The sequence below is a fragment of the Streptomyces sp. NPDC101219 genome (genome assembly GCF_044767675.1).
Taxonomy (GTDB): domain Bacteria; phylum Actinomycetota; class Actinomycetes; order Streptomycetales; family Streptomycetaceae; genus Streptomyces.
In genome coordinates this window covers 57,911-81,826 of the sequence record NZ_JBIWOK010000009.1, presented here as the reverse complement: position 1 = coordinate 81,826, position 23,916 = coordinate 57,911, and the positions used below count along the sequence as shown (strand labels likewise).

Genomic DNA, 23,916 nt, shown 5'->3' with positions numbered 1-23,916 from the left:
GAAGCGAATCTGAGAACTGCTCCGACCTCAGCTGTGTGCACGGATCCGCACTGTTCACCTCGGCCCAGGTCCGAGCGACCGGTTCTGCTGCTCGATGTACTGCTTCACGATGCTGAGCGGTGCGCCGCCGACCGATCCGGCGAAGTACGAGCCGGACCAGAGGCGTTGTGCCCGCCAGTAGTGGCGGCCCAGGTCGGGGAACTCCTGGCGCAGCCGCCGGGAGGAGACGCCCTTGAGGCTGTTGACCAGTTTGGACACGGCGACCTTCGGCGGGAAGTTCACGAGCAGGTGGACGTGGTTGTTCTCGCCGTTGAACTCCACCAGTTCGGCCTCGAAGTCCTCGCACACGGCCCGCATGATCTCCTCACACCGCGTCAGGTGCCGCTCAGCGAAGACGGAGTGCCGGTACTTCGTCACGAAAACCAAGTGGACATGCATCCGGAAGACGCAGTGACGACCTGTGCGAACGTTCTCATCGATACCCATAAACCAATTGCGTATCATGATCCGGGTGCAGCTTCGGTACAGCTTCCGCCTGTACCCGAGTGCCGGTCAGCGCATGGCGCTGGCGAGGGCGTTCGGGTGCGCCCGCGTGGTCTACAACGACGCCCTCAGGGCCCGGGAGACCGCCCGCAGCGAAGGCATGCCGTTCCCGAAGACCGGCGACCTGTCGAAGCAGCTCATCACCGAGGCGAAGAACACACCGGAACGGGCCTGGCTCGACGAAGTCTCGGCGGTCGTCCTCCAGCAGTCGCTGCGCGACCTGGACGCCGCGTACCGGAACTTCTTCGACGGCCTGAAGGGCAAGCGCCCCCGCATGGGCGCACCCCGGTACAAGTCGAAACGGGACACCCGGCAGTCGGTCCGGTTCACCGTGAACGCCCGCTGGTCGATCACTGCGGGGCGGAAGCTGCGCCTGCCGAAGATCGGCGACGTCAAGGTGAGGTGGTCGCGGACACTGCCCTCCGTGCCGTCGACGGTGACGGTGGTCAAGGACAGCGCGGGCCGGCACTTCGCGAGCTTCGTCGTGGAGACCGGCCCGCAGGAAGTCCTTCCCGAGATCACGCCCGAGCTGGGCATCGATCTCGGACTCGGGCACTTCGCAGTCCTTTCCGACGGGACGAAGGTCGACAGCCCGCGCTTCCTGCGCCGCGCCGAGAAGCGCCTGAAGAAAGCCCAGCGTGCCCTCTCCCGCAAGGAGAAGGGCTCCAGCAACCGGAACAAGGCCCGGCTGAAGGTCGCCCGCGCTCACGCGCGGGTGGCCGACGCGCGCTGCGAGTTCCACCACCAGCTCTCCACGAAGCTGATCCGCGAGAACCAAGCGGTCGCGGTGGAGGACCTGGCGGTGAAGGGACTCGCCCGCACGCGCCTGGCCAAGTCCGTCCACGACGCCGGATGGTCGGCGTTCGTGAGCATGCTGGAGTACAAGGCCGCCCGGTACGGGCGCACCTTCGTGAAGATCGGCCGATTCGAGCCGACCTCCCAGGTGTGCTCGCAGTGTGGCGTGAAGGACGGCCCCAAGCCGCTGCACGTCCGTGTGTGGACGTGTGGGGTGTGCGGGGCCGTCCTCGACCGGGACGTGAACGCGGCGGTCAACGTCGCCAAGGCGGCCGGACTGGCCGTGACAGCCTGTGGAGCGCAGGTAAGACCGGGACTCGTCCCGGCACCGCGCAGCGAAGCAGGAACCCACCCGACACCGCAGCCTTCAACGGCGCGGTAGGCGGGAATCGCCGTCCTTCAGGGCGGCGAGGATGTCAATTGTCGCCCTTGCCGTCGCCGGCGCCCATGGACTCGTAGATCTCCTTGCACATGGGACACACGGGGTACTTCTTCGGGTCGCGGCCCGGCACCCACACCTTGCCGCACAGCGCCACGACGGGAGTCCCGTCCAGGGCGCTCGCCATGATCTTGTCCTTCTGGACGTAGTGGGCGAAGCGCTCGTGGTCACCGTCGCCGTGGGAGGTCTGCGGCGTCGGCTCGACGAGGGTCCCCGTACCAGTCCCGCGCTCGGGCTCAAGAGTGCTCATGGAAGAAAGGGTACTGAAGGTCACAGGCTTCAGTTGAGCGACGGGTCGTCCGGGTACGTGGCCACCATCGCCAGCTCGTTGCGCTGGCGGCGGAGCACTTCCCGCCAGAGCCGCTCCGGCGCCGGCGAGGAGACGTCCCCCGGCTCCGACTCCACGACGTACCAGGCGCCCTCGACCAGCTCGTCCTCCAGCTGGCCGGGCCCCCAGCCCGCGTACCCGGCGAAGATGCGCAGCGAGCCGACGGCCGGGGCCAGCAGCTCCGGCGGGGCCTCCAGGTCCACCAGGCCGATCGCTCCGTGCACCCGGCGCCAGCCCAGCGGCGCGGCCTCCCCGGCCTGTTCGCCGGGGACGACGGCGACGCCCAGGGCGGAGTCCAGGGAGACGGGGCCGCCCTGGAAGACGACACCGGGCTCGCCGGCCAGGTCCGCCCAGCCCTCGAGGATGTCGCCGACGTCCACCGGCGTCGGCCGGTTCAGGACGACGCCGAGCGAGCCCTCCTCGTCGTGGTCGAGGAGGAGCACCACCGCACGGTCGAAGTTCGGGTCCGCCAGGGCGGGGGTCGCCACGAGCAACCGCCCTGTGAGCGAGGACACCTCGGTCATGCCAGACATGATCCCGCATCTTCGCATCCCGTGGGGAGGCAATGGGTGCACGGGAGTGGACGCAGCTCAGGGCGGCCCGGCGCACTCCCGGCGCACGGCGGTTCCCGTGACCGCCCGTGGCCGCCGCCGAACGGTTCGTGTTGTGACGGATCCATGACGTGGCCGGACCCCGTCCGGGCATACAGAAGCGGGCCGGTGGCCGACTACCCTGTGCCTTTCGGCCCTGCCCCACCTCCCCACGGAACGCGAGATCCATGACCGTCAACGGCGCTGATGACGTACTGCTGGTCCACGGCGGAACCCCGCTGGAGGGCGAGATCCGTGTCCGCGGTGCGAAGAACCTCGTACCGAAGGCCATGGTCGCCGCCCTGCTGGGCAGTGCTCCGAGCCGACTGCGCAATGTTCCGGACATTCGCGACGTGCGTGTCGTACGCGGACTGCTGCAACTGCACGGGGTGACGGTCCGTCCGGGCGACGAGCCGGGTGAGCTCGTCCTCGACCCCACGCACGTGGAGAGCGCCAACGTTGCCGACATCGATGCCCACGCGGGCTCCTCGCGGATCCCGATCCTGTTCTGCGGCCCGCTGCTGCACCGTCTCGGCCACGCCTTCATCCCGGGCCTCGGCGGCTGCGACATCGGCGGACGGCCCATCGACTTCCACTTCGACGTGCTGCGCCAGTTCGGCGCGACCATCGAGAAGCGGGCGGACGGACAGTACCTGGAGGCGCCGCAGCGGCTGCGGGGCACGAAGATCCGGCTGCCGTACCCGTCGGTGGGCACGACGGAGCAGGTGCTGCTGACGGCGGTCCTCGCCGAGGGCGTCACCGAGCTGTCCAACGCGGCGGTGGAGCCGGAGATCGAGGACCTGATCTGCGTCCTGCAGAAGATGGGCGCCATCATCGCGATGGACACCGACCGCACCATCCGCATCACCGGTGTCGACAAGCTGGGCGGCTACACCCACCGCGCCCTCCCGGACCGCCTGGAGGCCGCCTCGTGGGCGTCGGCCGCGCTGGCGACCGAGGGCAACATCTACGTCCACGGCGCGCAGCAGCGCTCGATGATGACGTTCCTGAACACCTACCGGAAGGTGGGCGGCGCCTTCGAGATCGACGACGAGGGCATCCGCTTCTGGCACCCGGGCGGCCGGCTGAAGTCCATCGCGCTGGAGACGGACGTGCACCCCGGCTTCCAGACCGACTGGCAGCAGCCGCTGGTGGTCGCGCTGACCCAGGCGACCGGCCTGTCGATCGTCCACGAGACCGTGTACGAGTCCCGGCTCGGCTTCACCTCCGCGCTCAACCAGATGGGCGCGCACATCCAGCTCTACCGCGAGTGCCTGGGCGGCTCCGACTGCCGCTTCGGCCAGCGCAACTTCCTGCACTCCGCGGTCGTCTCCGGCCCCACCCGGCTCCAGGGCTCCGACCTGGTCATCCCGGACCTGCGCGGCGGTTTCTCCTACCTCATCGCCGCCCTCGCCGCCCAGGGCACGTCCCGCGTGCACGGCATCGGCCTGATCAACCGCGGCTACGAGAACTTCATGGAGAAGCTGATGGAGCTGGGCGCGAAGGTCGAACTCCCCGGCAAGGCACTGGGCTGAGCCTGCCGGCAGCGGCCACCCGGTCCGGAAGCACCCTCGCCGAGCACGCATCCCGGCCCACGCCGGCCTCACCCCACCCCCGGCCGGGGGTCCGGGGGTGGTCCCCCGGGCAGACACAGCATGGAGAAGCTGATGGAGCTGGGCACGAAGGTCGAACTCCCGGGCAAGGCACTGGGCTGAGCCTCGTCAGCAGGGTCCGGCCCTCGGCTGAGCCTCCCGGCAACGGCCTCCCGGCCCGGCACGGCCCCCGGCCGACCACGCATCCCGGCCCGGCAGGCTCAACGGCTGACCGCGTCCTCCGGCCCGGCAGGGTCCTCGGCTCCTCGGCCGGGTCTCGCGTCGGCGGCGGCCCCCCGCCCGGACCGGGCGCCGGAGGCCGTCTCCCGGACCGCTCTGCGCCCCTCACGCCGCCCGGGGGTCCCGGGCCCACGGCGGCGCCCCTCGCGGCCCCGGAGGGACGGCGAGGGCCCCGCTGCGGGGCGGTGCGGGCATGACGGAAGGGGGCGGCCACCCGGTCGGGTGGCTGCCCCCTTCGGCGTCACTGTGCGCCGTACGCCGTCCCGGGACGTACGGACGTCAGATCACTTGCCCTTGGCGGCTTCCTTGAGCTTGGAGCCCGCGGAGACCTTCACGCTGTAGCCGGCCGGGATCTGGATCGGCTCGCCGGTCTGCGGGTTGCGCGCGGTGCGCGCGGCACGGTGGGTGCGCTCGAAGGTCAGGAAACCGGGGATGGTGACCTTCTCGTCGCCCTTGGAGACGATGTCGCCGACGACGTCGGCGAACGCGGCCAGCACGGCGTCGGCGTCCTTGCGAGTCACCTCGGCGCGGTCGGCCAGCGCGGCCACCAGCTCACTGCGGTTCATGTTGTTACTCCCGTGTTCTTCTTGCTGTTGAGGCGAGCCACGCGGCGGGACCGCATGGTGCGCACGGCCAGGCCGATGCTGCCAGGGCCCCGGGAAAGTCCCGGAACCCGGGTCCGTCGTCCGGACCCTCGCGCCACTGGGGGTGCCCCCTGGACGTCGTCCTTGGTGAAGCATCCTGCCTCTACCTGCGGCGGGAATGCCAATCCGGCACCCGCATGCGCCGTGAGTACACCCGTGGGAGTCACACGGAGAGCGCCCCGCCCTTTCGGGACGGTGACGACGCCGGGTCCGTCGGCCGCCGCGGACGGCAGGAGACCGGTAGCTCGTACCGGCCGCCACCCTAGAGGGCGCCCGGGGCGCGGAGGTTCCACGACGCGCCGCACCGGCCGGCCGTGGCGATCCTCACAGCGCCCGCGGCACGGCCGCCCTACGCGGCCGGCCCGGCCTCCGCCGCCTTCGCCGCCTCGCGGACCGCGTCGGCGACCGCGCCCGCGACCCGCTCGTTGAAGACGCTGGGGATGATGTAGTTCGGGTTCAGCTCGTCCGGGGTGACCACGTCGGCCAGGGCCTGCGCGGCGGCCAGCATCATCCGGGTGGTCACCGAGCTGGACTGGGCGTCCAGCAGGCCGCGGAAGACGCCCGGGAAGACCAGCACGTTGTTGATCTGGTTCGGGAAGTCGGAGCGGCCGGTGGCCACGACGGCCGCGGTCTGCCGGGCGATCGCCGGGTCCACCTCGGGGTCGGGGTTCGCGAGCGCGAAGACGACCGCGCCCTCGGCCATCGCGGCCACGTCCTCGGCGCCGAGGACGTTCGGCGCGGAGACGCCGATGAAGACGTCGGCGCCGCGCACGGCCTCCTTGAGGGTGCCGGTGAGGTTCTCCGGGTTGGTGTGCTCGGCGATCCAGCACAGCGTGGAGTCGGGCGCGGCCTGCTTGAGGTCCTCGCGGCCCGCGTGCACCACGCCGTGGATGTCGGCCACGACGGCGTTCTTCACACCGGCGGCGATCAGCAGCTTCAGGATGGCCGTACCGGCGGCCCCGGCGCCGGACATGACCACGCGGATGTTCTCGATGGCCTTGCCGGTGACGCGCAGGGCGTTGGTCAGCGCGGCGAGGACGACGATCGCGGTGCCGTGCTGGTCGTCGTGGAAGACGGGGATGTCGAGGGCCTCGCGCAGCCGGGCCTCGATCTCGAAGCAGCGGGGCGCGGAGATGTCCTCCAGGTTGATGCCCGCGAAGCCCGGCGCGATGGCCTTGACGATCTCGACGATCGCGTCGGTGTCCTGGGTGTCGAGGCAGATCGGCCAGGCGTCGATGCCGGCGAACCGCTTGAACAGGGCCGCTTTGCCCTCCATCACGGGCAGCGCGGCCTGCGGGCCGATGTTGCCCAGGCCCAGCACGGCCGAGCCGTCCGTCACGACCGCAACGGAGTTGCGCTTGATGGTGAGGCGGCGGGCGTCCTCGGGGTTCTGGGCGATGGCCATGCAGACCCGGGCCACACCCGGGGTGTAGATCATCGAGAGGTCGTCACGGTTGCGGATCGGGTGCTTGGCCTGCATCTCGATCTTGCCGCCGAGGTGCATGAGGAACGTACGGTCGGAGACCTTGCCCAGGACGACGCCCTCGATGCCGCGGAGTTTCTCCACGATCTCGTCGGCGTGGCCGGTGGAGGTGGCCGCGATGGTGACGTCGATGCGCAGCTTCTCGTGGCCGGACGCGGTGACGTCCAGGCCCGTGACCGAACCGCCTGAGGACTCCACGGCCGTGGTGAGCTGGGACACGGCGGTCCCGCTCGCCGGCACCTCCAGCCGGATCGTCATCGAGTAGGAGACGCTGGGCGCCGTTGCCATGGCCGACTTCCTCTGCTTTTTCCGTTACTGCGTCGCCGTGTCACCACAGCGGCGCGCCGTGCTGTCCGATCGTCGCACCTACCAGCGAGTACGCGGTAGCCGCCGCGGATTGCGAACGTTGTGTTCGCGCGTCCGGGATCACGAAAAGAGGCCCACGTCACTGGTGACATGGGCCTCTCGGACGTTGTAGGTGACACCGACCCGCCATGCTCGCCTCGCGGCAAGTGGTCGCTCGAAGCGACGAAGGTTGGGCCCGGGGGCTTGGATCGGGCCGGTGTCACATCCAGGCTAACAAACGGATGGCCGTCGGCCATTCCTGCGCGGGGGCGAATTTCCGCGCGGCGTTCAGTCCCGCAGCAGGTCCGGAACTCCGGCCGCGTCCGGTTCGTCGCGCTCCCCCGAGACCACCGTGAGCTGCTGGGTGGCCCGGGTCAGGGCGACGTAGAGGACGCGCAGGCCGGCCGGGGACTCGTCGGCGATCTCGGCCGGGGAGACGACGACCGTCGCGTCGTACTCCAGTCCCTTGGCCTCCAGGCTCCCCAGGGCCACCACCCGGTCGCCGAGTCCGTCGAGCCAGCGGCGGGCCTCCTCCCGGCGCTGCATGGCGACCACCACGCCGACCGTGCCGTCCACCCGCTCCAGCAGCCGATGCGCCTCGGCGCGCACGGACTCGCCGAGTCCGCCGCGGGCGACGGCGAAGCGGGGTTCCACGCCCGTGGATCGCACCGCGCGGGGCGCGGTCGAGCCCGGCATGGCGAGGGAGAGCACCCGGGACGCCAGGTCGGCGATCTCGGCCGGGTTGCGGTAGTTCACGGTGAGTTCGAAGCGGCGGCGCGGCCGGGAGCCGAGGGCCTCGTCGCGGGCCTCGGCGGCCTCGTCGGGGTCGGACCAGGACGACTGGGCCGGGTCGCCGACGACCGTCCAGGTGGCGTGCCGGCCGCGGCGGCCCACCATCCGCCACTGCATGGGGGTGAGGTCCTGCGCCTCGTCGACGATGACGTGCGCGTACTCGACGCGTTCCTGGGCCAGCCGCTCGGCCCGCTCGCGCTGGCTCTCCTCGCGCACCGGCATCAGCTCCTCCAGGCCGGTGAGCTGGTCCAGCGGGTCGAGTTCGCGCCGCTTGCGGGGGCGCGCGGGGGTGCCGAGGACGGCCTGGAGTTCGTCGAGCAGGGCGATGTCGTGCACGGAGCGCCCGTCGCGCCGCAGGGAGCGGGCGAGGCGGCGGACCTCGCCGGGGTTGAGGACGCGGCGGGCCCAGCGGCCGAGGCGCCGCTCGTCGGCCATGGCGTCGAGCACGGCGGACGGGGTCAGCTCGGGCCACCAGGCGTCGAGGAAGGCGATGAAGTCGTCCTCGGAGGCGATGTCGTCGTCGAAGGAGGAGCGCAGTTCGGCCGCGAGTTCCGGGTCGGTGTGCCGGGTGCCCGCGCCGGAGCGCTCCCACAGCGCGTCGAGCAGCAGCTTGCGGGCGCGCGGGCGCAGCAGGTTGACGGGGGCGGTGCCGCCGAGGGCGCTGCGGCGGATCTCCTTGAGGTCCTCGGCGTCCAGCTCCAGGCGGCGGCCGAAGGCGACGACCCGCAGCCGGGTGGGCGCGTCCTCCGTCTCCAGCGCGCCGCGGGCCGCCTTGCGCAGCACCTTGAGCATGCGGGCGGAGCCCTTGACGCGGGCCACGGCGGGCGTGTCGTAGACGGTGGCCTCGACGCCCTCCACCAAGGAGCCGAGGGCGCGGATGGCGACCTGGCCCTCCTCGCCGAGGGAGGGCAGCACGCCCTCGGTGTAGGCGACGAGCAGCGGGGTCGGCGAGACGATGAGGATGCCGCCCGCGTAGCGGCGCCGGTCCTGGTAGAGCAGGTAGGCCGCCCGGTGCAGGGCCACGGCGGTCTTGCCGGTGCCGGGGCCGCCCTCGACGTGCGTGACGGAGGCGGCGGGCGCGCGGATCACCAGGTCCTGCTCGGCCTGGATGGAAGCCACGATGTCCCGCATGCTGTGGGTCCGGGCCTGGCCGAGGGCCGCCATCAGGGCGCCGTCGCCGACCACGGGCAGTTCCTCGCCGTCGAGGCGGGCGGTCAGCTCGGGGCGCATCAGGTCGTCCTCGACGCCGAGGACGCGGCGGCCCTTGGAGCGGATGACGCGGCGGCGCACCACGCGGCCCGGGTCGACGGGGGTGGAGCGGTAGAAGGGGGCGGCGGCCGGGGCCCGCCAGTCGATGACGAGCGGGCTGTAGTCCTGGTCGAGGACGCCGATGCGGCCGATGTGCAGGGTCTCGGCGATGTCGGCGGTGCCGTCGGGGCGCACGGCGCCGTCGGCGGGCTCGACGGCGGTGTAGGCGCCGTCGGGGCCCCGCTTGCCGTCCTTGCCGAGGAGCAGGTCGATACGGCCGAAGAGGAAGTCCTCGAACTCGTTGTTCAGCCGGTTGAGGTGGATGCCGGCCCGGAAGACCTGGGCGTCCCGCTCGGCGAGCGCGCCGGGCGTGCCGACCTGCCCGCGCCGGGCCGCGTCCCGCATGAGGAACTCGGCCTCGTCGATCTTCTCCTCAAGGCGCCGGTACACCCGGTCCAGGTGTTCCTGTTCGACACGGATCTCCCGGTCGCGGACGGAGTCGTGAACCGGTCCGACCGCGGATTCCTGTTGAGCCTGAGCGGCCACCGGGCCCCCTTCTGACGTGCTGGGCAGCCGTCAACCGTACGCGAAGGGGGCCGGGTGAGGCTACGCGTCCACTTCGACGAGCTGCTTGCCGTCGAAGTTCACCACGACGAAGTGGTCGATCTCGTTCATCTCGAAGGCCGCGCCGCCCTGGATGTAGAGCGGCTGCTTGGACTTGTCCGTCTTGCCGTCGGGCAGGCCGTAGCCCTCGGACGGGACGGACCACGAGGTGACCGTCTCGCGTTCGCCGTTCTTGCCGACGGCGATGAGCGAGCACTTCTCGGGACCCTTGACGTTGCGCAGCTCGGTGACCGTGCCGGTGCCCCACTCCTTCTCCTGGAGCGCGACGGTCACGGACACCTTGGTGGTGGGGTCGGTGGCGGTGATCTTGTCGGGGATCTGCTCGAAGGCTTCCTTGGCGGGGTTCGCCGCGAGCGTCCGGTTGGTGTCGCCCCCGCCCCCGCCGTCGCCGCCCCCGCTGTTCGCCGCGACGGCGACGAACGGGCCGCTGACGATCAGCGCGCCGGCGGCCGCCACCATGTAGAAGTTGCGGCGGCGCTTCTTGGCCCTGCGTTCGGCGACCTCGTCGACCAGCTTCTCCACCACGCGCGGGGAGGGCTTGGCGGACAGCGACTCGCCGATGGACGGCGTGCCGGAGCCGGGCAGGTCCGCGAGCGCGGCCAGCATCGGTTCCATCCCGGCGAGTTCGTCGAGCTGCTGGGCGCACCACTCGCAGCTCGCGAGGTGCATCTCGAACCGGCCCGCCTCGGCGTCGTCGAGGATGCCGAGGGCGTAGGCGCCGACGGTCTCGTGCTCGTTCGGCACCGGTGATCCCTCCATGGGAGCAGACATACCCGTACCACCCGCGCCGAATCCCTGGTTTCCCCCGTACACACTCATCACGCCGTCACCCCCCGCTCCTCCAGTGCCAGCTTCATCGACCGCAGGGCGTAGAACACCCTGGAGCGCACCGTACCGCTGGGTATCCCGAGCGTTTCGGCCGCCTCGTTGACCGTACGTCCCTTGAAGTACGTCTCGACGAGCACCTCCCGGTGGGCAGGGGTCAGGTCGTCGAGTGCGTCCGACAACGTCATCAGCCACAGCGCCTTGTCGATCTCGTCCTCCGCGGGGATGACCTCCAGCGGCGACGGATCGACCTCCTGCGGCCGGGCCTGCCGGCTGCGGTGGCCGTCGATGACGATGCGCCGGGCGACCGTCACCAGCCAGGGGCGTACCGAACCGGTCGCCCGATTGAGCTGACCGGCGTTCTTCCAGGCACGGATGAGCGTTTCCTGCACGACGTCCTCGGCGCGCTGCCGGTCTCCGGCGACCAGCCGCAGGACATAGGCCAGCAGGGGTCCGGCGTGCTCTCGATACAGAGCACGCATCAGCTCCTCGTCAGGTTCCGAGGGCTGGGACGCGCGATGTCGGGCCCTCGTTCCACGTTCATTGGCCACGACGGAATCCTTGCGCACGCCCACCTCCGGTGTCCGGGGGATCCCCCAGTCGGTCGCTCGACTACCGGTACGCAGGGCACGTGGCAGGTGTTCAAAGCGGGGTGACAATTTCTGCGGGGTGACGTGACGAGCGGGACATGGAGCCACATATTCCCCCCGCGCTCTTTACATTTCCGACACACCTGGCGCGGGCCGCCCCGCTGCCCGTGCGCCGGGAGCGTCAAACGAGGTGTAAGCAACGTCACTTCAGGGTCCGGAGCACAGAAGCGGCATACGGGACACGGGGCGGGGTCAGGCGCGGGTGAGGGCGGCGCGCCGGCGGTGGCGGGCCACCCGTTCACGGTTCCCGCAGACCTCACTGGAGCACCAGCGCCTCCTGCGTCCCCGGGACGTGTCCAGGTACACGATGGGGCAGTTGTCCCCCTCGCACTGGCGCAGGCTCGCCCGGGCCACCGGGTCGGTCAGCAGGTCCACGGCGTCCCGGGCGATCGCGCCGAGCAGCGCACCCCGCCGGGGCGGCCCGTCGAGGCGGCGCACCAGCAGGCCGTCCTCCCCCACCACGGCCCGCGGGGCGGGCGGCGCGACCCGGGCCAGTTCGTTGATCCGGGCGAGCGCCAGGTCGTACGAGGGACGTCCGGGTGCCGGGCGGCCGCGCAGCAACGGCGCGAGCCGGCCGCGCAGTTCGCGGAAGGCGGGCGGCCAGGACGCGTCGGCGTGGGCCAGCGCGGTGCCCGGCGGGACGAGGCCGGAGCCGGTGACCCAGGCGCGCAGCACCGGCAGGGAGTCGAGGCGTTCGGCGGGATGGGTGGTGGCGAGCAGGTCCAGACAGACCCGTCCGGTGTCGAACCGCAGCTCGTAGGGCGCCGTGGCCGTACCGAGTGCCATGAGCCTGTCACCGCCTAGGGTTCGCCCCGGCCGCGGGAGGCCGGTGCGATGCGAGCGAGGGGGCCGGGAACCGTTCTTCTGCCGGGGAACCGTCCTTCTACAGTGCCCGCCCGCGTGCGCGCCCGGAAGCCCCCGGACCCTCCCGGCCGATGCCCCGCCTCAGGTGCCGGCGTACTTCTCCCCCGCCTGCGGGTCCAGGGCCAGGCGGTAGCCGCGCTTGACGACGGTCTGGATCAGCTGCGGGGCGCCGAGGGCCGCGCGCAGGCGGGCCATCGCGGTCTCCACGGCGTGCTCGTCGCGGCCGGCGCCGGGCAGGGCCCGCAGCAGGTCCCCGCGGGAGACGACCCAGCCGGGCCGCCGGGCCAGCGCGCGCAGCAGCGACATCCCGGCCGGCGGCACCGGCCTCAGCTCGCCGTCGACGACGGCCGCGTGTCCGCGGATCTCCAGCCGGTGCCCGGCCACCGGCAGGGACCGTGCGCGGGCGGGCAGGTCCCGGCAGAGCAGCTGCACCAGGGGACCGAGCCGGAAGCGCTCCGGGTGGACCGTGTCGATGCCGCGGGCCTGCAACGGCAGCGCGGTGACCGGGCCGACGCAGGCGGGCAGGACGTCCCGGCCGAGGGCGGCGAGCAGGTCGTCGAGCCGGCCGCGTTCCCCGGCCCGGGCCAGCAGGGACGCCGCGGCGGGCGCGCTGGTGAAGGTCACCGCGTCCACGGTGCGCGCCACGGCCGCGTCCAGCAGCCGGTCGACGGGGCCCAGGTCCTCCGGCGGCAGCCACCGGTAGACCGGCACCCCGACCACCTCCGCTCCCGCCGCCCGCAGCGACTCCACGAAGCCGGGCAGCGGTTCGCCGTGCAGCTGGATCGCGACGCGCAGCCCGTCGACGCCCTCCGCGAGCAGGCGTTCGAGCACCTCGGCCATCGACTCCGAGGACGGCGACCACTCCTCGGTGAGTCCGGCGGCCCGGACGGCGCCCTTCACCTTGGGGCCGCGGGCCAGGATCCGCGCCCCGCGCAGGGTGGCCAGCAGGTCCTCGCCGAGGCCCCAGCCGTCGGCGGCCGACATCCAGCCGCGGAACCCGATCGCGGTGGTGGCGATCGCGATGTCCGGGGCGCGGCCGATGAGGTCCTTGGTGGCGGCCAGCAGTTCACTGTCGTCGGACAGCGGCACGATCCGCAGGGCGGGCGCGTGCAGCACGACGGCCCCGCGGCGCTCCAGCAGCGCGCCGAGCTCGTCGGCCCGGCGTGCCGCGGTCACGCCCACGGTGAAGCCCGCGAGCGGTCCGTGGTCCGGTCGGTGCTGTGCGTCGTTCATGGCTCTCGTCCCGCGTAGTAGGCATGCCGGCGGGTGCGGCTCCACCCGCCTGCCGACCGAGCCTGTCAACACTCCATGACGGGCCCGGTTCGGCGTCGTGTCACCAGTGTTACGTCATCCCCGCTCACACCTCGGCGTAGTCCAGCCGCCGCTGCTCCCGCTCCGCGGGGTGCGGCCCGGCGGGCCGGGCCGCCGGGCGGCGCAGGTATACCGCCCAGGTGACCGCGCAACAGAGCGCGTAGCAGACGAGGAACGCAACGAACGCGCCGGTGCCGGACCCGTGGGAGAGGTAGGACTGCCGGAAGGCCAGGTTGATGCCGACGCCGCCGAGCGCGCCCACCGCGCCGATCAGCCCCATGGCCGCCCCGGACAGCCGCCGCCCGTACGCCGCGGCCGGTTCGCCCGTCAGCCCGCGGGCCAGCGCCTTCGCCCGGAAGATGCCGGGGATCATCTTGTACGTCGATCCGTTGCCCAGGCCGGTCAGCACGAACAGCACCACGAAGGCGGCCGTGAACAGCGTCAGCGACCGCTGGACGGAGGCGACGACCAGCACCCCGGTGGCCGCGCCCATGGCGGCGAAGTTCAGCAGCGTGATCCGGGCGCCGCCGTACCGGTCGGCGAGCCACCCGCCCACCGGCCGGATCAGCGAGCCGAGCAGGGGGCCGAGGAAGGTGACGTACGCGGCCTGCAGTGGCGTCCGGCCGAACTGGATCTGGAGCACCTGCCCGAAGGCGAAGCTGTAGCCGATGAACGAGCCGAAGGTGCCGATGTAGAGGAAGGACATGATCCACGTGTGCGGGTCGCGCGCGGCGTCCCTGGCGGCACCGGTGTCGTTGCGCACCGAGGCGAGGTTGTCCATGTACAGCGCGGAGAGCACGGCGGCGGCGACGATCAGCGGGATGTAGATCCCGAGCAGCACCCGCGGTCCGCCGCTCGCGCCGATGATCGCGAGGGCGGCGAGCTGGATCACCGGCACCCCGATGTTGCCGCCGCCGGCGTTCAGGCCGAGTGCCCAGCCCTTCTTGCGCAGCGGGAAGAAGGCGTTGATGTTGGTCATGGAGGAGGCGAAGTTGCCGCCGCCGATCCCCGCCAGCAGGCCGACCAGCAGGAACGTGGTGAAGGAGGTGCCCGGCTCCATCACGGCGAACGCGGCGACGGTGGGGACGAGCAGCAGGGCGGCGGACACGATCGTCCAGTTCCGCCCGCCGAAGACCGCCACGGCGAAGGTGTACGGCACCCGGACCACGGCCCCGACCAGCGTGACCACCGACGTGAGCAGGAACTTGTCGGCCGGGGTGAGGCCGTACTCCGGGCCCATGAAGAGCACCAGGACGGACCACATCGTCCAGACCGAGAAGCCGATGTGCTCGGACAGGACGGAGAAGAGGAGATTGCGGCGGGCGATCCGCTGCCCGGTCCGGTTCCAGAAGGTCTCGTCCTCCGGGTCCCACTGCTGGATCCAGCGACCGCTGGGGGCTGTCATCGGGCCTCCACTGTGCTTCGGGGCGCGGACGGGTGCCGCGAGGGATGGTCCCGAAGGTAGGGAGGGAGCGTTTCGGTGCTGTGGCACCCGGTGACCGGACGGGAACGTTGCTCTCACCCCCGGTGGCGGCCGGGGGTGAGGTGTCAGGCGGCGGCCCGGTGACGCCGGGTGCGTCGTGTTGACCGAACTAAGCGGTGTGTCTTGACCGAGCGACATCGAGGCCCGGAGCGTTCTCGTTGGCGTCCCAGTCCCTTGGAACCTATGGGAGGGCTCTTGACCACTGTGATGCGTGATGTCCGGTCGCTGCGTGTACGGCAGATCGGCCGCCTGGCCGCGGTCGCCGACGCGTCAGTGCCGTACCAACTGCTCGATGTCGATGGCAGCGAGGTACATCCGGTCACCGACTACTTCCGCTCGCTTACCGCCAGCGACTACAGCCCACACAGCCTGCGTTCGTACGGGCTCGCGCTGCTGCGGTGGCGGCGCGGCTGAACACCGGGCAGCAGCTCATCGGCGTCATCCGCAAGGGCACACGGGCCCTGCAGTGGTTGCCCGCTGCCACGGACGCCTTCGTCTGGCTCAAGCTCTACCGTCACGAGCTGGCCGCCGACGCCCCGCGCGGGCCCGGCGCCCCGTTCTGGGTGACCCTGCGACGTCCGTGGAAACCGCTGACCTACGACGCGGCCCGGATGCTCTTCACCCGTGCCAACGAGGCGCTGGGCACGAACTGGAGCCTCCACGACCTGCGTCATGCCGCGGCCCACCGCATGGTCGATGGTCCGAAGCTGTCCCTGACCGACATCCAATCCGGACGCCGAGCTCTGGCGCCCCTGTCCCATCTGCGGAGAAGCCGAACGGCTGCACGCTCCTGGCCCGTGCCCGCGCTGCATGCTCAAGCAGCGGCTCCACGAGCTCCTTGCCGATGGCACCGGCTCCATACGCCCGAAGCTGCAGCCTCTCCACGAGGCCCTGGCCGGCACCGAACGGGCTGGCACCGCGATGCGCTGGCTCTCCAAGGGCATCGTCTCCACCGTCCTGTCCCATCTCGGCTCCGGCCGCCGCCCCCTCACCCACGAGGCCCTGGACGAGCTCCCGGAAGGCAAGGTCGTCGAACACCTCCGCAGCGTCCTCGTGGCCACCGCAGTCCTGCCCAAGCGGGACGAGCAGATGGTCCGTCTCGAACGGCACGTGAAGAACCTCGTCACCTGCCATGCGACGGCCGAGGGACGGAAAATCCTGCGCCGGTACGCGACCTGGCACCTCCTGCGGCGGCTTCGCCGCCGCAGCCGCGGCAAGGACCAGCGGGCCGCCGCCGGAGACTGGGGCGCCTACGCAGCCGAGGTCAGCCGCCGGACCAGGTCGTCGTGATGCTCGGGGCGGGCCAGTCCAGCACGGTCAGCTCGGGCCATTGCGCTTGCCATCGTGCTGCCTTGGTCTCATAGACCGAGCGCGGGGCGAGCACCGGGTTCGGCCGGACGACGAGGTTGAACACGTCCGAAAGGCCATGGGGCGCATACACGCGCCACCGGCCGTCGGTCTCCGCACGTACTCCCAGGCAGCACGTCGTCGCGGCAAAACTGTCGATCGCCGCCTCGGTGGACTCATACGGCGGACACGCGACATCGAACTTGTCCTCATACCAGAGGTGAACTCGTGCCTCGTTGCGGATCTCAACATCTGCCGGCAGGTCGGCGAAGACCTCCCGCCCGGCCTTGATCACCGCATCCTCGGCCTCCCAGGACAGATCACTGCCGTCGAAGTAGAAAACGTCGTAGTCCTTGATGCCACTGGTTGGCGGCCTGTCCGTGACCACGTTCCACACGGTCTGGAACAGGCATCCTGCCGTCACATACCACTCGGGGAGGTCCAACGTCGCAGTCCGCGTCAGCACCTCCGTCAGCACGTCGTTGCGGGACAGCACCGCACGCAGGGACTCAAGTTGCTGGTCGAGAGGGAGTCGGCTGATCACCCCCCTTGCCTACCACAACACGTCCGGAAGCAGGCCCATCTGCCTCTCAAGGCCCATCGGGCACAGGGGTATTGGGACAGTTCCAATACCCGACTCCACCATTAGCGATCTATCCCGAGGATGTCATCGCCCACCACCGCTCCTACATCGCCCGCCGCCGAAAGCTCCGGCCGAGCGAGGAGTACCGCGACCTCACCCCAGACGAGTGGAACGAGTTCATCACCCACTTCGAGCTCCGCAAGGTCGCGCTCGGCGTCTGCACCCGCGACTACGGCACCCCCTGCGTCCACGAACACGCATGCGTTCGCTGCCCAGCCCTGCGCCCAGATCCCGACCAGCGTGACCGGCTAGAAGAGATCACTGCCAACCTGCAGGCCCGCATCGAGGAAGCCCAAGCTCGAGGTTGTCGGGGCGAAGTCGCCGGTCTTGAAGCGACCCTCGCCGCGGCACAGGGAAAGCTCAAGACGATGCGTGAACTTCTCCAGCGACACGGACCCACGCACCTCGGAATGCCTAACTTCGGACCGTCGGCGGGCCGACGAATGTGATGCCCGCCACAGCAAAACCGGCCCGAAAACCCCTCCCGCGAGGGGATGTAGAGCGGTAGGCGCCCATATTCCCTCACAGGAGGGATACTGGCTGCCGAATGGAGGGTTCTCTATAACTCGCTGAGACACGGCTTACGGAATTGGGCTGGCATCAGCGTCTGCCGGGCTTCCCCGAGGGTGGCCCCCCGGGGTCCCGGCACTTTCGTCCAGAAGCCCCGCACGGCCGCGCCGGCGGGGCTTCTGTACTCAAGCCATCGGATCGCGGTCGTCCTACACGGCGTCAGGCATCATCATGGCGGCGTTGCTCGGCGCGAGTTCTGTTGCACATGCGGAATGTGAAACTCAGTCACCCCAGGGGGGGCTCAAATCCCTGCCCGGACACTCGAATTGCTATGAGGCCGCACGCATGCTCTAGGATTCGAGATCAGCCGGTAGGGGCCCCTCGCCAGGGCTCGGAATCTACTGGTGGCAGCCCAATTCCACTTAGCGGAAGGGGCTTCGGCCCCAGCCGAAGCCCTGCCGCTGTGAGCCATTGGCTCATTCTCAGCTAAGGGGTGTCGCGCATGGACGCGAACCTGACGATCCTCCTCATCTGCTTCGGCGTGCTCGCTGTGGCCGGCTTCGCCATCTGGCGGCTGACGAGCACGCCGGCGCGTATCGTCGCCGTGATCATCGCGCTGGCCACATTGGTCGGCGCGCTCAAGCCCCTTGTCGCACTGCTCAGCGAGCAGCAGTCGACCGTGTCGCCGGGCACCTCCGTCACACCGCCTGCGGCAACTACCATCCCGGGAGAGCCTGCGACCACGGGTTCCGGGGCGAGCAGCTCGTCGCCCACCGACATCCCGCTGTCCGTGCCTGCGCCGGCCTCCTTCGCGGTGGCCACCACAGAGGTGAAGTAGGCGATGGCAGTAAGGCTGGTGAACGCCAAGCGCCGCATCACCGACCACTTCTTCGCCCCGAGGGTCGAAAACGAGGAAGTCGTTGACGCGCTCGTCAAGGTCATGACCCCGCACATCCTGAAGCGGGATGAACTCGCCTTCAGGCCTAGGCGGCGTGGTCAGGTCTTCTTCCTCGTCTCCGGCTGTATCCGGGAAGAGGCGCCCTTCGGACACACTCGCCTCTGGAGAGACGGGACGATGTTCGGCCGATGGGCAAGCGCACGGACCTCCTTCGGTTCGGCGGGGTGGACTCTGGCTGGCTCCACCGGTCTGTCCGCCGACTCGTCGGAGATCTACCACCTGGCCATGGAGCACAGCGAACTGTGCAAGGCACTTGCGCAGATGGACACCTTCCGCATGAGCATGCTGGACAGCGTCTACGGTGCGAGCAGGCAGTCCCCCGGGGCCCGCGTCGCGCGTCTCCTGCTCTATCTCTCCGACAACACGGGGCGGGGATATCAGACCCGGTCCGTGGAGGGACGCCAGGTTGTGAAGTTCATCCCGGGTGGATTCATCGAGGGGCCGTCCCAGGCGGACCTCGCTGATGCGCTTGCCCTCGGCAGGGCAACAGTCGAGAAGGTCTTGGCTAGCCTGCGCGCGGACGAGATCCTGGCGCGGCCCACGGGGAAGCGCACGAACCGGTTCTACGAAATCCTCGACCGCGATCGACTGAACAAAGTCGCTCGTGGGGTGTGATCACCTGTCCCTGTGATCGTGGGCCCTGGTGCTGTCTCGCACCGGGGCCCGAGTCGATCACGGCACCATACCGGTCACTTGGTTCGGATAAGGCGCCGTCCGGTGGAACCGTCCGGCCACAGGCGCGGTCTGCGTTTCGCCGCCAGGTCCTCCATCCAGCCGAAGGCCAGCACGCAGCCCGCGATCAGGATCCACGCCAGCAGCAGCACCGGCCAGGAACTCTCCAGCAGCCAGGGCACGTTGAGTTCCAGCGTCTCGAAGCCCCACAGCCGGTCGTAGAGGGTGGCGGCGGTCAGGATGCACACGTTGTGCCACAGGTAGACCGTCACCGCGCGGGAGTTGAGCAGCGTGATCAGCCGGTCCCAGCGACGCAGCCGGCGCGGCCACTCGGTCCAGGAGGGGCTGAGGTGGAGCAGCAGCAGGACGGTGCCGAAGGACCACAGCGCCTGGGCCAGGGGGATGGAGTCCAGGTCGTGGTCCGCCCCGAAGTCGTTGCGGAAGGCGTACCACAGGCCCGCGCAGGCGACGATCGGCGCGATCGACGGCACCACGTACTGCGGCAGGCGCTTCAGGACGCCCTGCTGGTGGGCCATGCCCAGGATCCAGCAGGCGCCGAAGGTGCTGAAGTCGGTGAGCGCGGAGTCGACGCGCTCACCGGGCAGGGAGACCCAGCCGGCCTGGAGCACCGCCGAGAGCACCAGCGGGGAGAAGACCGTCGGCCAGGGCAGCGCACGCAGCAGCTTCAGCAGGTACGGGGAGAGCAGCACGAACCACAGGTAGGCGCGGATGTACCAGAGCGGCCCGGCGAGTTCCGCGGCCCAGTCCTCGCCGACGACGCCGTGGATGCCGGGCAGGCCCTCGGCGTGGGGAGGGTCGCTCAGCGGCAGGATCCAGAAGCCGAGGTGCAGGAACCACCAGCCGGGGTGGCCGTCGTCGTCCGGGCTCCAGCCCTGGGCCAGCATGCCGGTCACGCCGATCGCGCCGAGCAGCCACAGCGGCGGCAGCAGCCGGCGCATCCGGCCGCGCACGACCTGGACGGCGGGCCGCTTCAGGGAGCGGGCCATGAGGTTGCCGGCCAGGGCGAACATCACGCCCATGGACGGGAAGACGACGGGCAGCCAGGCCCAGCCCATCAGGTGGTAGAGGACGACCCGGAACAGGGCGACCGCGCGCAGCAGGTCGAAGTACCGGTCGCGGGCCGGGGGCCGGGTGGCCGGTTCGGCCGGCGGGGGCCCGGACGGCTTCTCCGGGCCGGTGGCGCCGTCCCGGGGGGACGGCGGGCCGGTGGTGGTCATGCGGTGCGGACTTGTCGTCGTGCCCGGGGCGGTGGCCGCCTGCCCGGCGGGGGGTGGGACGCTCACGCCACCGGCCTGCCGTCCCGGACCTGCTGGGACGGGATCTCGGCACCCGGCGGGGCGGAGACGCCGCCCTTGCGGCGCAGCTTCTGCCAGCGCAGCCGGCCGCCGGTGAGCGCGGTGATCCAGGACTGCAGCAGGACGACGTACATCAGCTGCCGGTAGAGGATCTGCTGGAGCGGCAGGGAGAGCAGCGGGGTGAGCTTCTCCTTGTCGAGGACGAACGCGTAGGCCGCGCAGGCCGCCTGGATGGCGAGGACGCCGAACCAGGCCAGGACGGTCTTGCCGGTGGGGCCGAAGACCAGGCCGTAGATGAGGAACACGTCGATCAGCGGGGCCAGCAGCGGCGCCAGGACCATGAACAGCGACACCAGCGGCAGGCCGACGCGGCCGAAGCGGCCCGAGGGGCCCCGGTCGATGACGGCGCGGCGGTGCTTCCAGATGGCCTGCATGGTGCCGTAGGACCAGCGGTAGCGCTGGGACCACAGCTGCTGGACCGACTCCGGGGCCTCGGTCCAGGCGCGGGCGTTCTCGGCGTAGACCACCTTCCAGCCGTCGCGGTGGATGGCCATGGTGATGTCGGTGTCCTCGGCGAGCGTGTCGTCGCTCATGCCGCCGACCCGCTCCAGCGCCGAGCGGCGGAACGCGCCGACGGCACCGGGGATGGTGGGCATGCACCGCAGGACGTCGTACATCCGGCGGTCGAGGTTGAAGCCCATCACGTACTCGATGTGCTGCCAGGCGCCGATCAGCTTGTCCTTGTTGCCGACCTTGGCGTTGCCGGCGACGGCGCCGACGCGCGGGTCGCCGAAGGGCTGCACGAGTTCACGCACGGTGGTGGGTTCGAAGACGGTGTCGCCGTCCATCATCACGATGATGTCGTGACGGGCGTTGGCGACGCCTCGGTTGAGCGCCGCGGGCTTGCCCGCGTTGAGCTGCCGCACCACCCGCACGTTCGGCAGGCCGAGGTTCTCCACGATGCGGGCGGTGCCGTCGCTGGAGCCGTCGTCGATGACGACGACCTCGATCGGATGGTCGCTGGCCATCAGCGAACGCACCGTGTTCTCGATGCACTTGGCCTCGTTGTAGGCGGGCACGAGCACCGACACCGGCTCGGTGATCGGCGGCCCCCAGGCGAAGCCGCGGCGGCGCACCTTGCGGGCGTGCAGCGCGGACAGCACCAGCATCAGCAGGAACCGGGCGATGACCAGGAAGCCGATGACCGCCAGGCCGACGACCAGCACGCCGGTGATCGAGTCGCTGGCCTGGACGAGGAAGACCCAGGCCTTGCCCTTCCACAGGTCGGGGCCGGTGACCGAGGTGTGCGCGCTGGGCGCCTCCAGGGCCTCGGTGAGGTTGTCGAACGTGTAGCCCTTCTCGCGCAGGTCGGGCAGCATCCGGTCGAGTGCCTGGACGGTCTGGTGGCGGTCGCCGCCGGAGTCGTGCATCAGGACGATGCCGCCCTTGCCGCCCTCGGGCGTGGAGCGGCGGATGATCTCCTCCACGCCGGGCTTGCGCCAGTCCTCGCTGTCATGGGTGTTGACGACGGTGATGTAGCCCCGTTCGCCTATGTACTGCGTCACGGGCCAGGAGTTGTTGTCCATGGCCCCGGCCTGCGAGGAGTACGGCGGCCGGAACAGGGAGGTGCGGATGCCGGCCGCGCCCGTGATGGAGAGCTGGGTCTGGGACAGCTCGAAGTCGATGCGGCGGTCCGACTGGAGGGCGAGGTCGGGGTGGTTGAAGGTGTGCAGGCCCACCTCGTGGCCCTCGTCGACCATGCGCTGGACGAGGTCCGGGTAGCGGGAGGCCATGGTGCCGGTGACGAAGAAGACGGCGTGCGCGTCGTGCTTCCGCAGCACGTCGAGCACCTGGGGCGTCCACTCCGGGTCGGGCCCGTCGTCGAAGGTGAGCACGATGTGACGGTCGGGCACCTGCAGGGTCTTGGCCTGCGCGCCCCGGGTGTCTATCACCGGACCGCCGTCGAGGATCTCGTCGGGCACGCGGTCGGCGGCGGCCGGCGACTGGATGCGGTGGTCGGCGAGGATCTCGCTGTGCACGAAGCCGCGCAGCAGCAGCATCGCCATCAGGGCGACGAGGAACAGCAGCGGCAGCAGCAGGCGCAGGGGCAGGCGGCGTCGCCGGGAACCGCCTCGGGCCGCGGCTGCGGGTCCCGGGCGGCGGGTGCGGATGGCCATCAGAGAACGTGCTCCGGGGACGGTGCGGCGGGAGGGGCGGAGGGGTCCTGCGGGGCGGCGGGACCGCCGGCGGCCACGACGGGCTGGTCGGCGGAGCCGCCGGCGACGTTGTCGGCGCCGGCCCCGTCACCGCCGCCGGCGCTCCCCGGTTCGGTCGTCACGGGCGGGGGCTCGTCCGCCGGGGTGGTGGCGGGCGGCGGGGCGACGGTGGTCGCGGGCGGGGCCGACGGGGTGGGGTCGGTGTCACCGCCGGAGTCGGGCTTCGTGGTGCCGCGGGTGGCCCCCTGGGTGGGGGCGGTGGTCTTCGCGCCGCCGCCGTCCTGGCGGGCGGTCGTGCCGGGTGCGGGCAGGCTGGCGCCGGGCGTCGGCACGGTGAGGTCGCCCGCGCTGGGCAGGCCGCCCGGGCCGAGGCTGGCGCCGGAGCCGGCGGCGTCGTCGGACTCGGCCGGCTGCGGCGAGGTGTCGACCTGGCCCGCGGGCGCGTCGGCCTCCTGGCCGGGGACGGGGAGCCAGGGGGCGTCGGAGTTCCCCGACAGCAGCGTGGCGACGATGACGACGGCGTACCCGGCGCAGGCGAGGCCGACGGCCAGGCCGATGCGGCGGTAGCGGCGGCCGCGGCGGCCGGACTCGTCGACGAAGACGGGGCCCTCCGACGGCTCGGGGCCCGCGGGCTGCACGCCGGGGGTCCTGCGCAGCACGCCGTCCGCGAACTGCACGGCGTCGAGCTGGACGGTGACCTCGTGCGGGTCGTGGGTGTGGTCCCCGTCCCCGGTCTCCCCGGCGTCGTCCTCCTGCCAGGGGTCGCGCACCGGGCGGCCGGTGCCGGCCGGCGGGGCGGGAGCCGCCTCGTCGGGGGTGTGGGAGGCCGGCGCGGGTTTCAGCAGCGACGTCGTCGGGGACGCCGGCCGGGGCGGGCGCACGGACGGCACGCGCAGGGCCGTGGTCCGCTCGGCTTCGGGGACCTCCGGGCCGGGGGCGCCGGGGCCGGGGATGCCGGAGGTGGCGTCGCGGCCGGTCTTCAGCATCTTCTCGGCCGCCGACGCGCCTTCGGGACGCTCCGGTTGGGCGTCTTCTCGCCAGTCTTTCACGCGCACGCACTTCCCCCCAGGGACAGATCCGGGTGCGCGTTCGACCCGAGCACTCGTCGGCGGACCGGGCCCCCAACCCGCTCCGAGCGCCCCGTTTATCACACTGTGCTCGGGAGTTGAATGTAGCGCACGCGGAGGTCCCGTGCGGACCGGGTGGCGATTCGTATCGATCGTGAGACATCTCGGGGACGGCACCACGACAAAGGGGCTGGCCGGATCCTTTCGGTCCACATTTCCCCATGAGCCGCCCGATACCGGGCGAAGTCATGGTAGGGAAGCGGATAGCCGGACGGGCCGGTGGCGTGCGTGTCCGGGGGCAGCGGGCACCGGTCCGCCCCCTCACGCCCTCATCCCCTTCCGGTCGCTGGGATCCGGCCATGATCCGCCGGATCGCGCCACGCCCGCCGCG

Annotated in this window: 22 protein-coding genes; 7 read left to right on the top strand and 15 right to left on the bottom strand. The window is 71.2% G+C overall.

Annotation, left to right across the window (positions count from 1 at the left end; translation table 11 throughout):
• Positions 1-54 precede the first annotated feature (54 nt).
• Entirely contained in the window at positions 55-486 is a 432-nt protein-coding gene (tnpA, locus tag ACIRPP_RS19455) for an IS200/IS605 family transposase (RefSeq protein ID WP_403644137.1), read from the bottom strand.
• Between the two features lie 25 nt (positions 487-511).
• On the opposite strand from tnpA, the gene ACIRPP_RS19450 reads away from it, so the two are divergent.
• Positions 512-1,720 carry an RNA-guided endonuclease InsQ/TnpB family protein gene (locus ACIRPP_RS19450; RefSeq protein ID WP_403644135.1) on the top strand — a complete coding sequence of 403 codons (1,209 nt, stop codon included), beginning with the start codon at positions 512-514 and terminating at the stop codon, positions 1,718-1,720.
• 34 nt (positions 1,721-1,754) lie between these two features.
• Here ACIRPP_RS19450 and ACIRPP_RS19445 read toward each other — a convergent pair whose 3' ends face one another.
• A complete protein-coding gene (locus tag ACIRPP_RS19445; RefSeq protein WP_403644133.1) occupies positions 1,755-2,027 on the bottom strand; it encodes a DUF3039 domain-containing protein in 273 nt (90 codons plus the stop codon).
• Between the two features lie 29 nt (positions 2,028-2,056).
• On the bottom strand, positions 2,057-2,629 hold the full coding sequence (locus ACIRPP_RS19440) for a YqgE/AlgH family protein (RefSeq protein ID WP_164442524.1): 573 nt from the start codon (positions 2,627-2,629) through the stop codon (positions 2,057-2,059).
• Between the two features lie 254 nt (positions 2,630-2,883).
• Between ACIRPP_RS19440 and murA the strand changes: the two genes are divergently transcribed.
• A complete protein-coding gene (gene murA, locus ACIRPP_RS19435; RefSeq protein ID WP_164335564.1) occupies positions 2,884-4,230 on the top strand; it encodes a UDP-N-acetylglucosamine 1-carboxyvinyltransferase in 1,347 nt (448 codons plus the stop codon).
• A gap of 581 nt (positions 4,231-4,811) precedes the next feature.
• Here the strand turns inward: murA and ACIRPP_RS19430 are convergent.
• From ACIRPP_RS19430 to ACIRPP_RS19395, 8 genes are all read right to left on the bottom strand, one after another.
• Positions 4,812-5,093: an HU family DNA-binding protein gene (locus ACIRPP_RS19430; RefSeq protein ID WP_003990598.1), complete on the bottom strand. Its 282-nt coding sequence runs from the start codon at positions 5,091-5,093 to the stop codon at positions 4,812-4,814.
• Positions 5,094-5,520: 427 nt separating this feature from the next.
• Positions 5,521-6,942: an NAD-dependent malic enzyme gene (locus ACIRPP_RS19425; protein ID WP_403644129.1), complete on the bottom strand. Its 1,422-nt coding sequence runs from the start codon at positions 6,940-6,942 to the stop codon at positions 5,521-5,523.
• A 345-nt stretch (positions 6,943-7,287) separates the two neighbouring features.
• Entirely contained in the window at positions 7,288-9,585 is a 2,298-nt protein-coding gene (locus tag ACIRPP_RS19420; RefSeq protein ID WP_403644126.1) for a HelD family protein, read from the bottom strand.
• Between the two features lie 60 nt (positions 9,586-9,645).
• Entirely contained in the window at positions 9,646-10,434 is a 789-nt protein-coding gene (locus tag ACIRPP_RS19415; protein WP_403644123.1) for a zf-HC2 domain-containing protein, read from the bottom strand.
• Positions 10,435-10,481: 47 nt separating this feature from the next.
• Positions 10,482-11,063: a sigma-70 family RNA polymerase sigma factor gene (locus tag ACIRPP_RS19410; RefSeq protein ID WP_164338096.1), complete on the bottom strand. Its 582-nt coding sequence runs from the start codon at positions 11,061-11,063 to the stop codon at positions 10,482-10,484.
• Between the two features lie 267 nt (positions 11,064-11,330).
• The gene (locus tag ACIRPP_RS19405; protein WP_403644120.1) at positions 11,331-11,924 is read right to left on the bottom strand and encodes a CGNR zinc finger domain-containing protein; all 594 of its coding nucleotides are present in this window, start codon (positions 11,922-11,924) and stop codon (positions 11,331-11,333) included.
• A gap of 159 nt (positions 11,925-12,083) precedes the next feature.
• On the bottom strand, positions 12,084-13,235 hold the full coding sequence (locus ACIRPP_RS19400) for a uroporphyrinogen-III synthase (RefSeq protein ID WP_403644118.1): 1,152 nt from the start codon (positions 13,233-13,235) through the stop codon (positions 12,084-12,086).
• Positions 13,236-13,359: 124 nt separating this feature from the next.
• On the bottom strand, positions 13,360-14,718 hold the full coding sequence (locus ACIRPP_RS19395; RefSeq protein WP_403644115.1) for a nitrate/nitrite transporter: 1,359 nt from the start codon (positions 14,716-14,718) through the stop codon (positions 13,360-13,362).
• Between the two features lie 273 nt (positions 14,719-14,991).
• On the opposite strand from ACIRPP_RS19395, the gene ACIRPP_RS19390 reads away from it, so the two are divergent.
• Together ACIRPP_RS19390 and ACIRPP_RS19385 are read left to right on the top strand one after the other, a co-directional pair.
• Positions 14,992-15,210 (top strand): hypothetical protein, encoded by a 219-nt coding sequence (locus ACIRPP_RS19390; RefSeq protein WP_403644113.1) that lies wholly within the window; start codon positions 14,992-14,994, stop codon positions 15,208-15,210.
• A 396-nt stretch (positions 15,211-15,606) separates the two neighbouring features.
• Positions 15,607-16,086 carry a hypothetical protein gene (locus ACIRPP_RS19385; protein WP_403644110.1) on the top strand — a complete coding sequence of 160 codons (480 nt, stop codon included), beginning with the start codon at positions 15,607-15,609 and terminating at the stop codon, positions 16,084-16,086.
• Here the strand turns inward: ACIRPP_RS19385 and ACIRPP_RS19380 are convergent.
• Positions 16,061-16,687, bottom strand: coding sequence for a nucleotidyltransferase family protein (locus ACIRPP_RS19380; RefSeq protein WP_403644108.1), 627 nt, complete (start codon positions 16,685-16,687; stop codon positions 16,061-16,063). The genes ACIRPP_RS19385 and ACIRPP_RS19380 overlap by 26 nt on opposite strands.
• 71 nt (positions 16,688-16,758) lie before the next feature.
• Between ACIRPP_RS19380 and ACIRPP_RS19375 the strand changes: the two genes are divergently transcribed.
• The 3 genes from ACIRPP_RS19375 (at position 16,759) to ACIRPP_RS19365 (ending at position 18,869) form a co-directional block, all read left to right on the top strand.
• Positions 16,759-17,235 carry an integrase gene (locus ACIRPP_RS19375; protein ID WP_403644105.1) on the top strand — a complete coding sequence of 159 codons (477 nt, stop codon included), beginning with the start codon at positions 16,759-16,761 and terminating at the stop codon, positions 17,233-17,235.
• Between the two features lie 563 nt (positions 17,236-17,798).
• Positions 17,799-18,134 carry a hypothetical protein gene (locus ACIRPP_RS19370; protein ID WP_403644102.1) on the top strand — a complete coding sequence of 112 codons (336 nt, stop codon included), beginning with the start codon at positions 17,799-17,801 and terminating at the stop codon, positions 18,132-18,134.
• Positions 18,135-18,137: 3 nt separating this feature from the next.
• Positions 18,138-18,869 carry a Crp/Fnr family transcriptional regulator gene (locus ACIRPP_RS19365; RefSeq protein WP_403644099.1) on the top strand — a complete coding sequence of 244 codons (732 nt, stop codon included), beginning with the start codon at positions 18,138-18,140 and terminating at the stop codon, positions 18,867-18,869.
• Positions 18,870-18,943: 74 nt separating this feature from the next.
• Here the strand turns inward: ACIRPP_RS19365 and ACIRPP_RS19360 are convergent, their stop codons facing one another.
• From ACIRPP_RS19360 to ACIRPP_RS19350, 3 genes are all read right to left on the bottom strand, one after another.
• Positions 18,944-20,164 carry an acyltransferase family protein gene (locus ACIRPP_RS19360; protein WP_403644625.1) on the bottom strand — a complete coding sequence of 407 codons (1,221 nt, stop codon included), beginning with the start codon at positions 20,162-20,164 and terminating at the stop codon, positions 18,944-18,946.
• A 62-nt stretch (positions 20,165-20,226) separates the two neighbouring features.
• The gene (locus tag ACIRPP_RS19355) at positions 20,227-22,419 is read right to left on the bottom strand and encodes a glycosyltransferase (protein ID WP_403644096.1); all 2,193 of its coding nucleotides are present in this window, start codon (positions 22,417-22,419) and stop codon (positions 20,227-20,229) included.
• Entirely contained in the window at positions 22,419-23,507 is a 1,089-nt protein-coding gene (locus tag ACIRPP_RS19350; RefSeq protein WP_403644093.1) for a hypothetical protein, read from the bottom strand. The genes ACIRPP_RS19355 and ACIRPP_RS19350 overlap by 1 nt, the downstream gene beginning before the upstream one ends.
• Between the last annotated feature and the right edge of the window lie 409 nt (positions 23,508-23,916).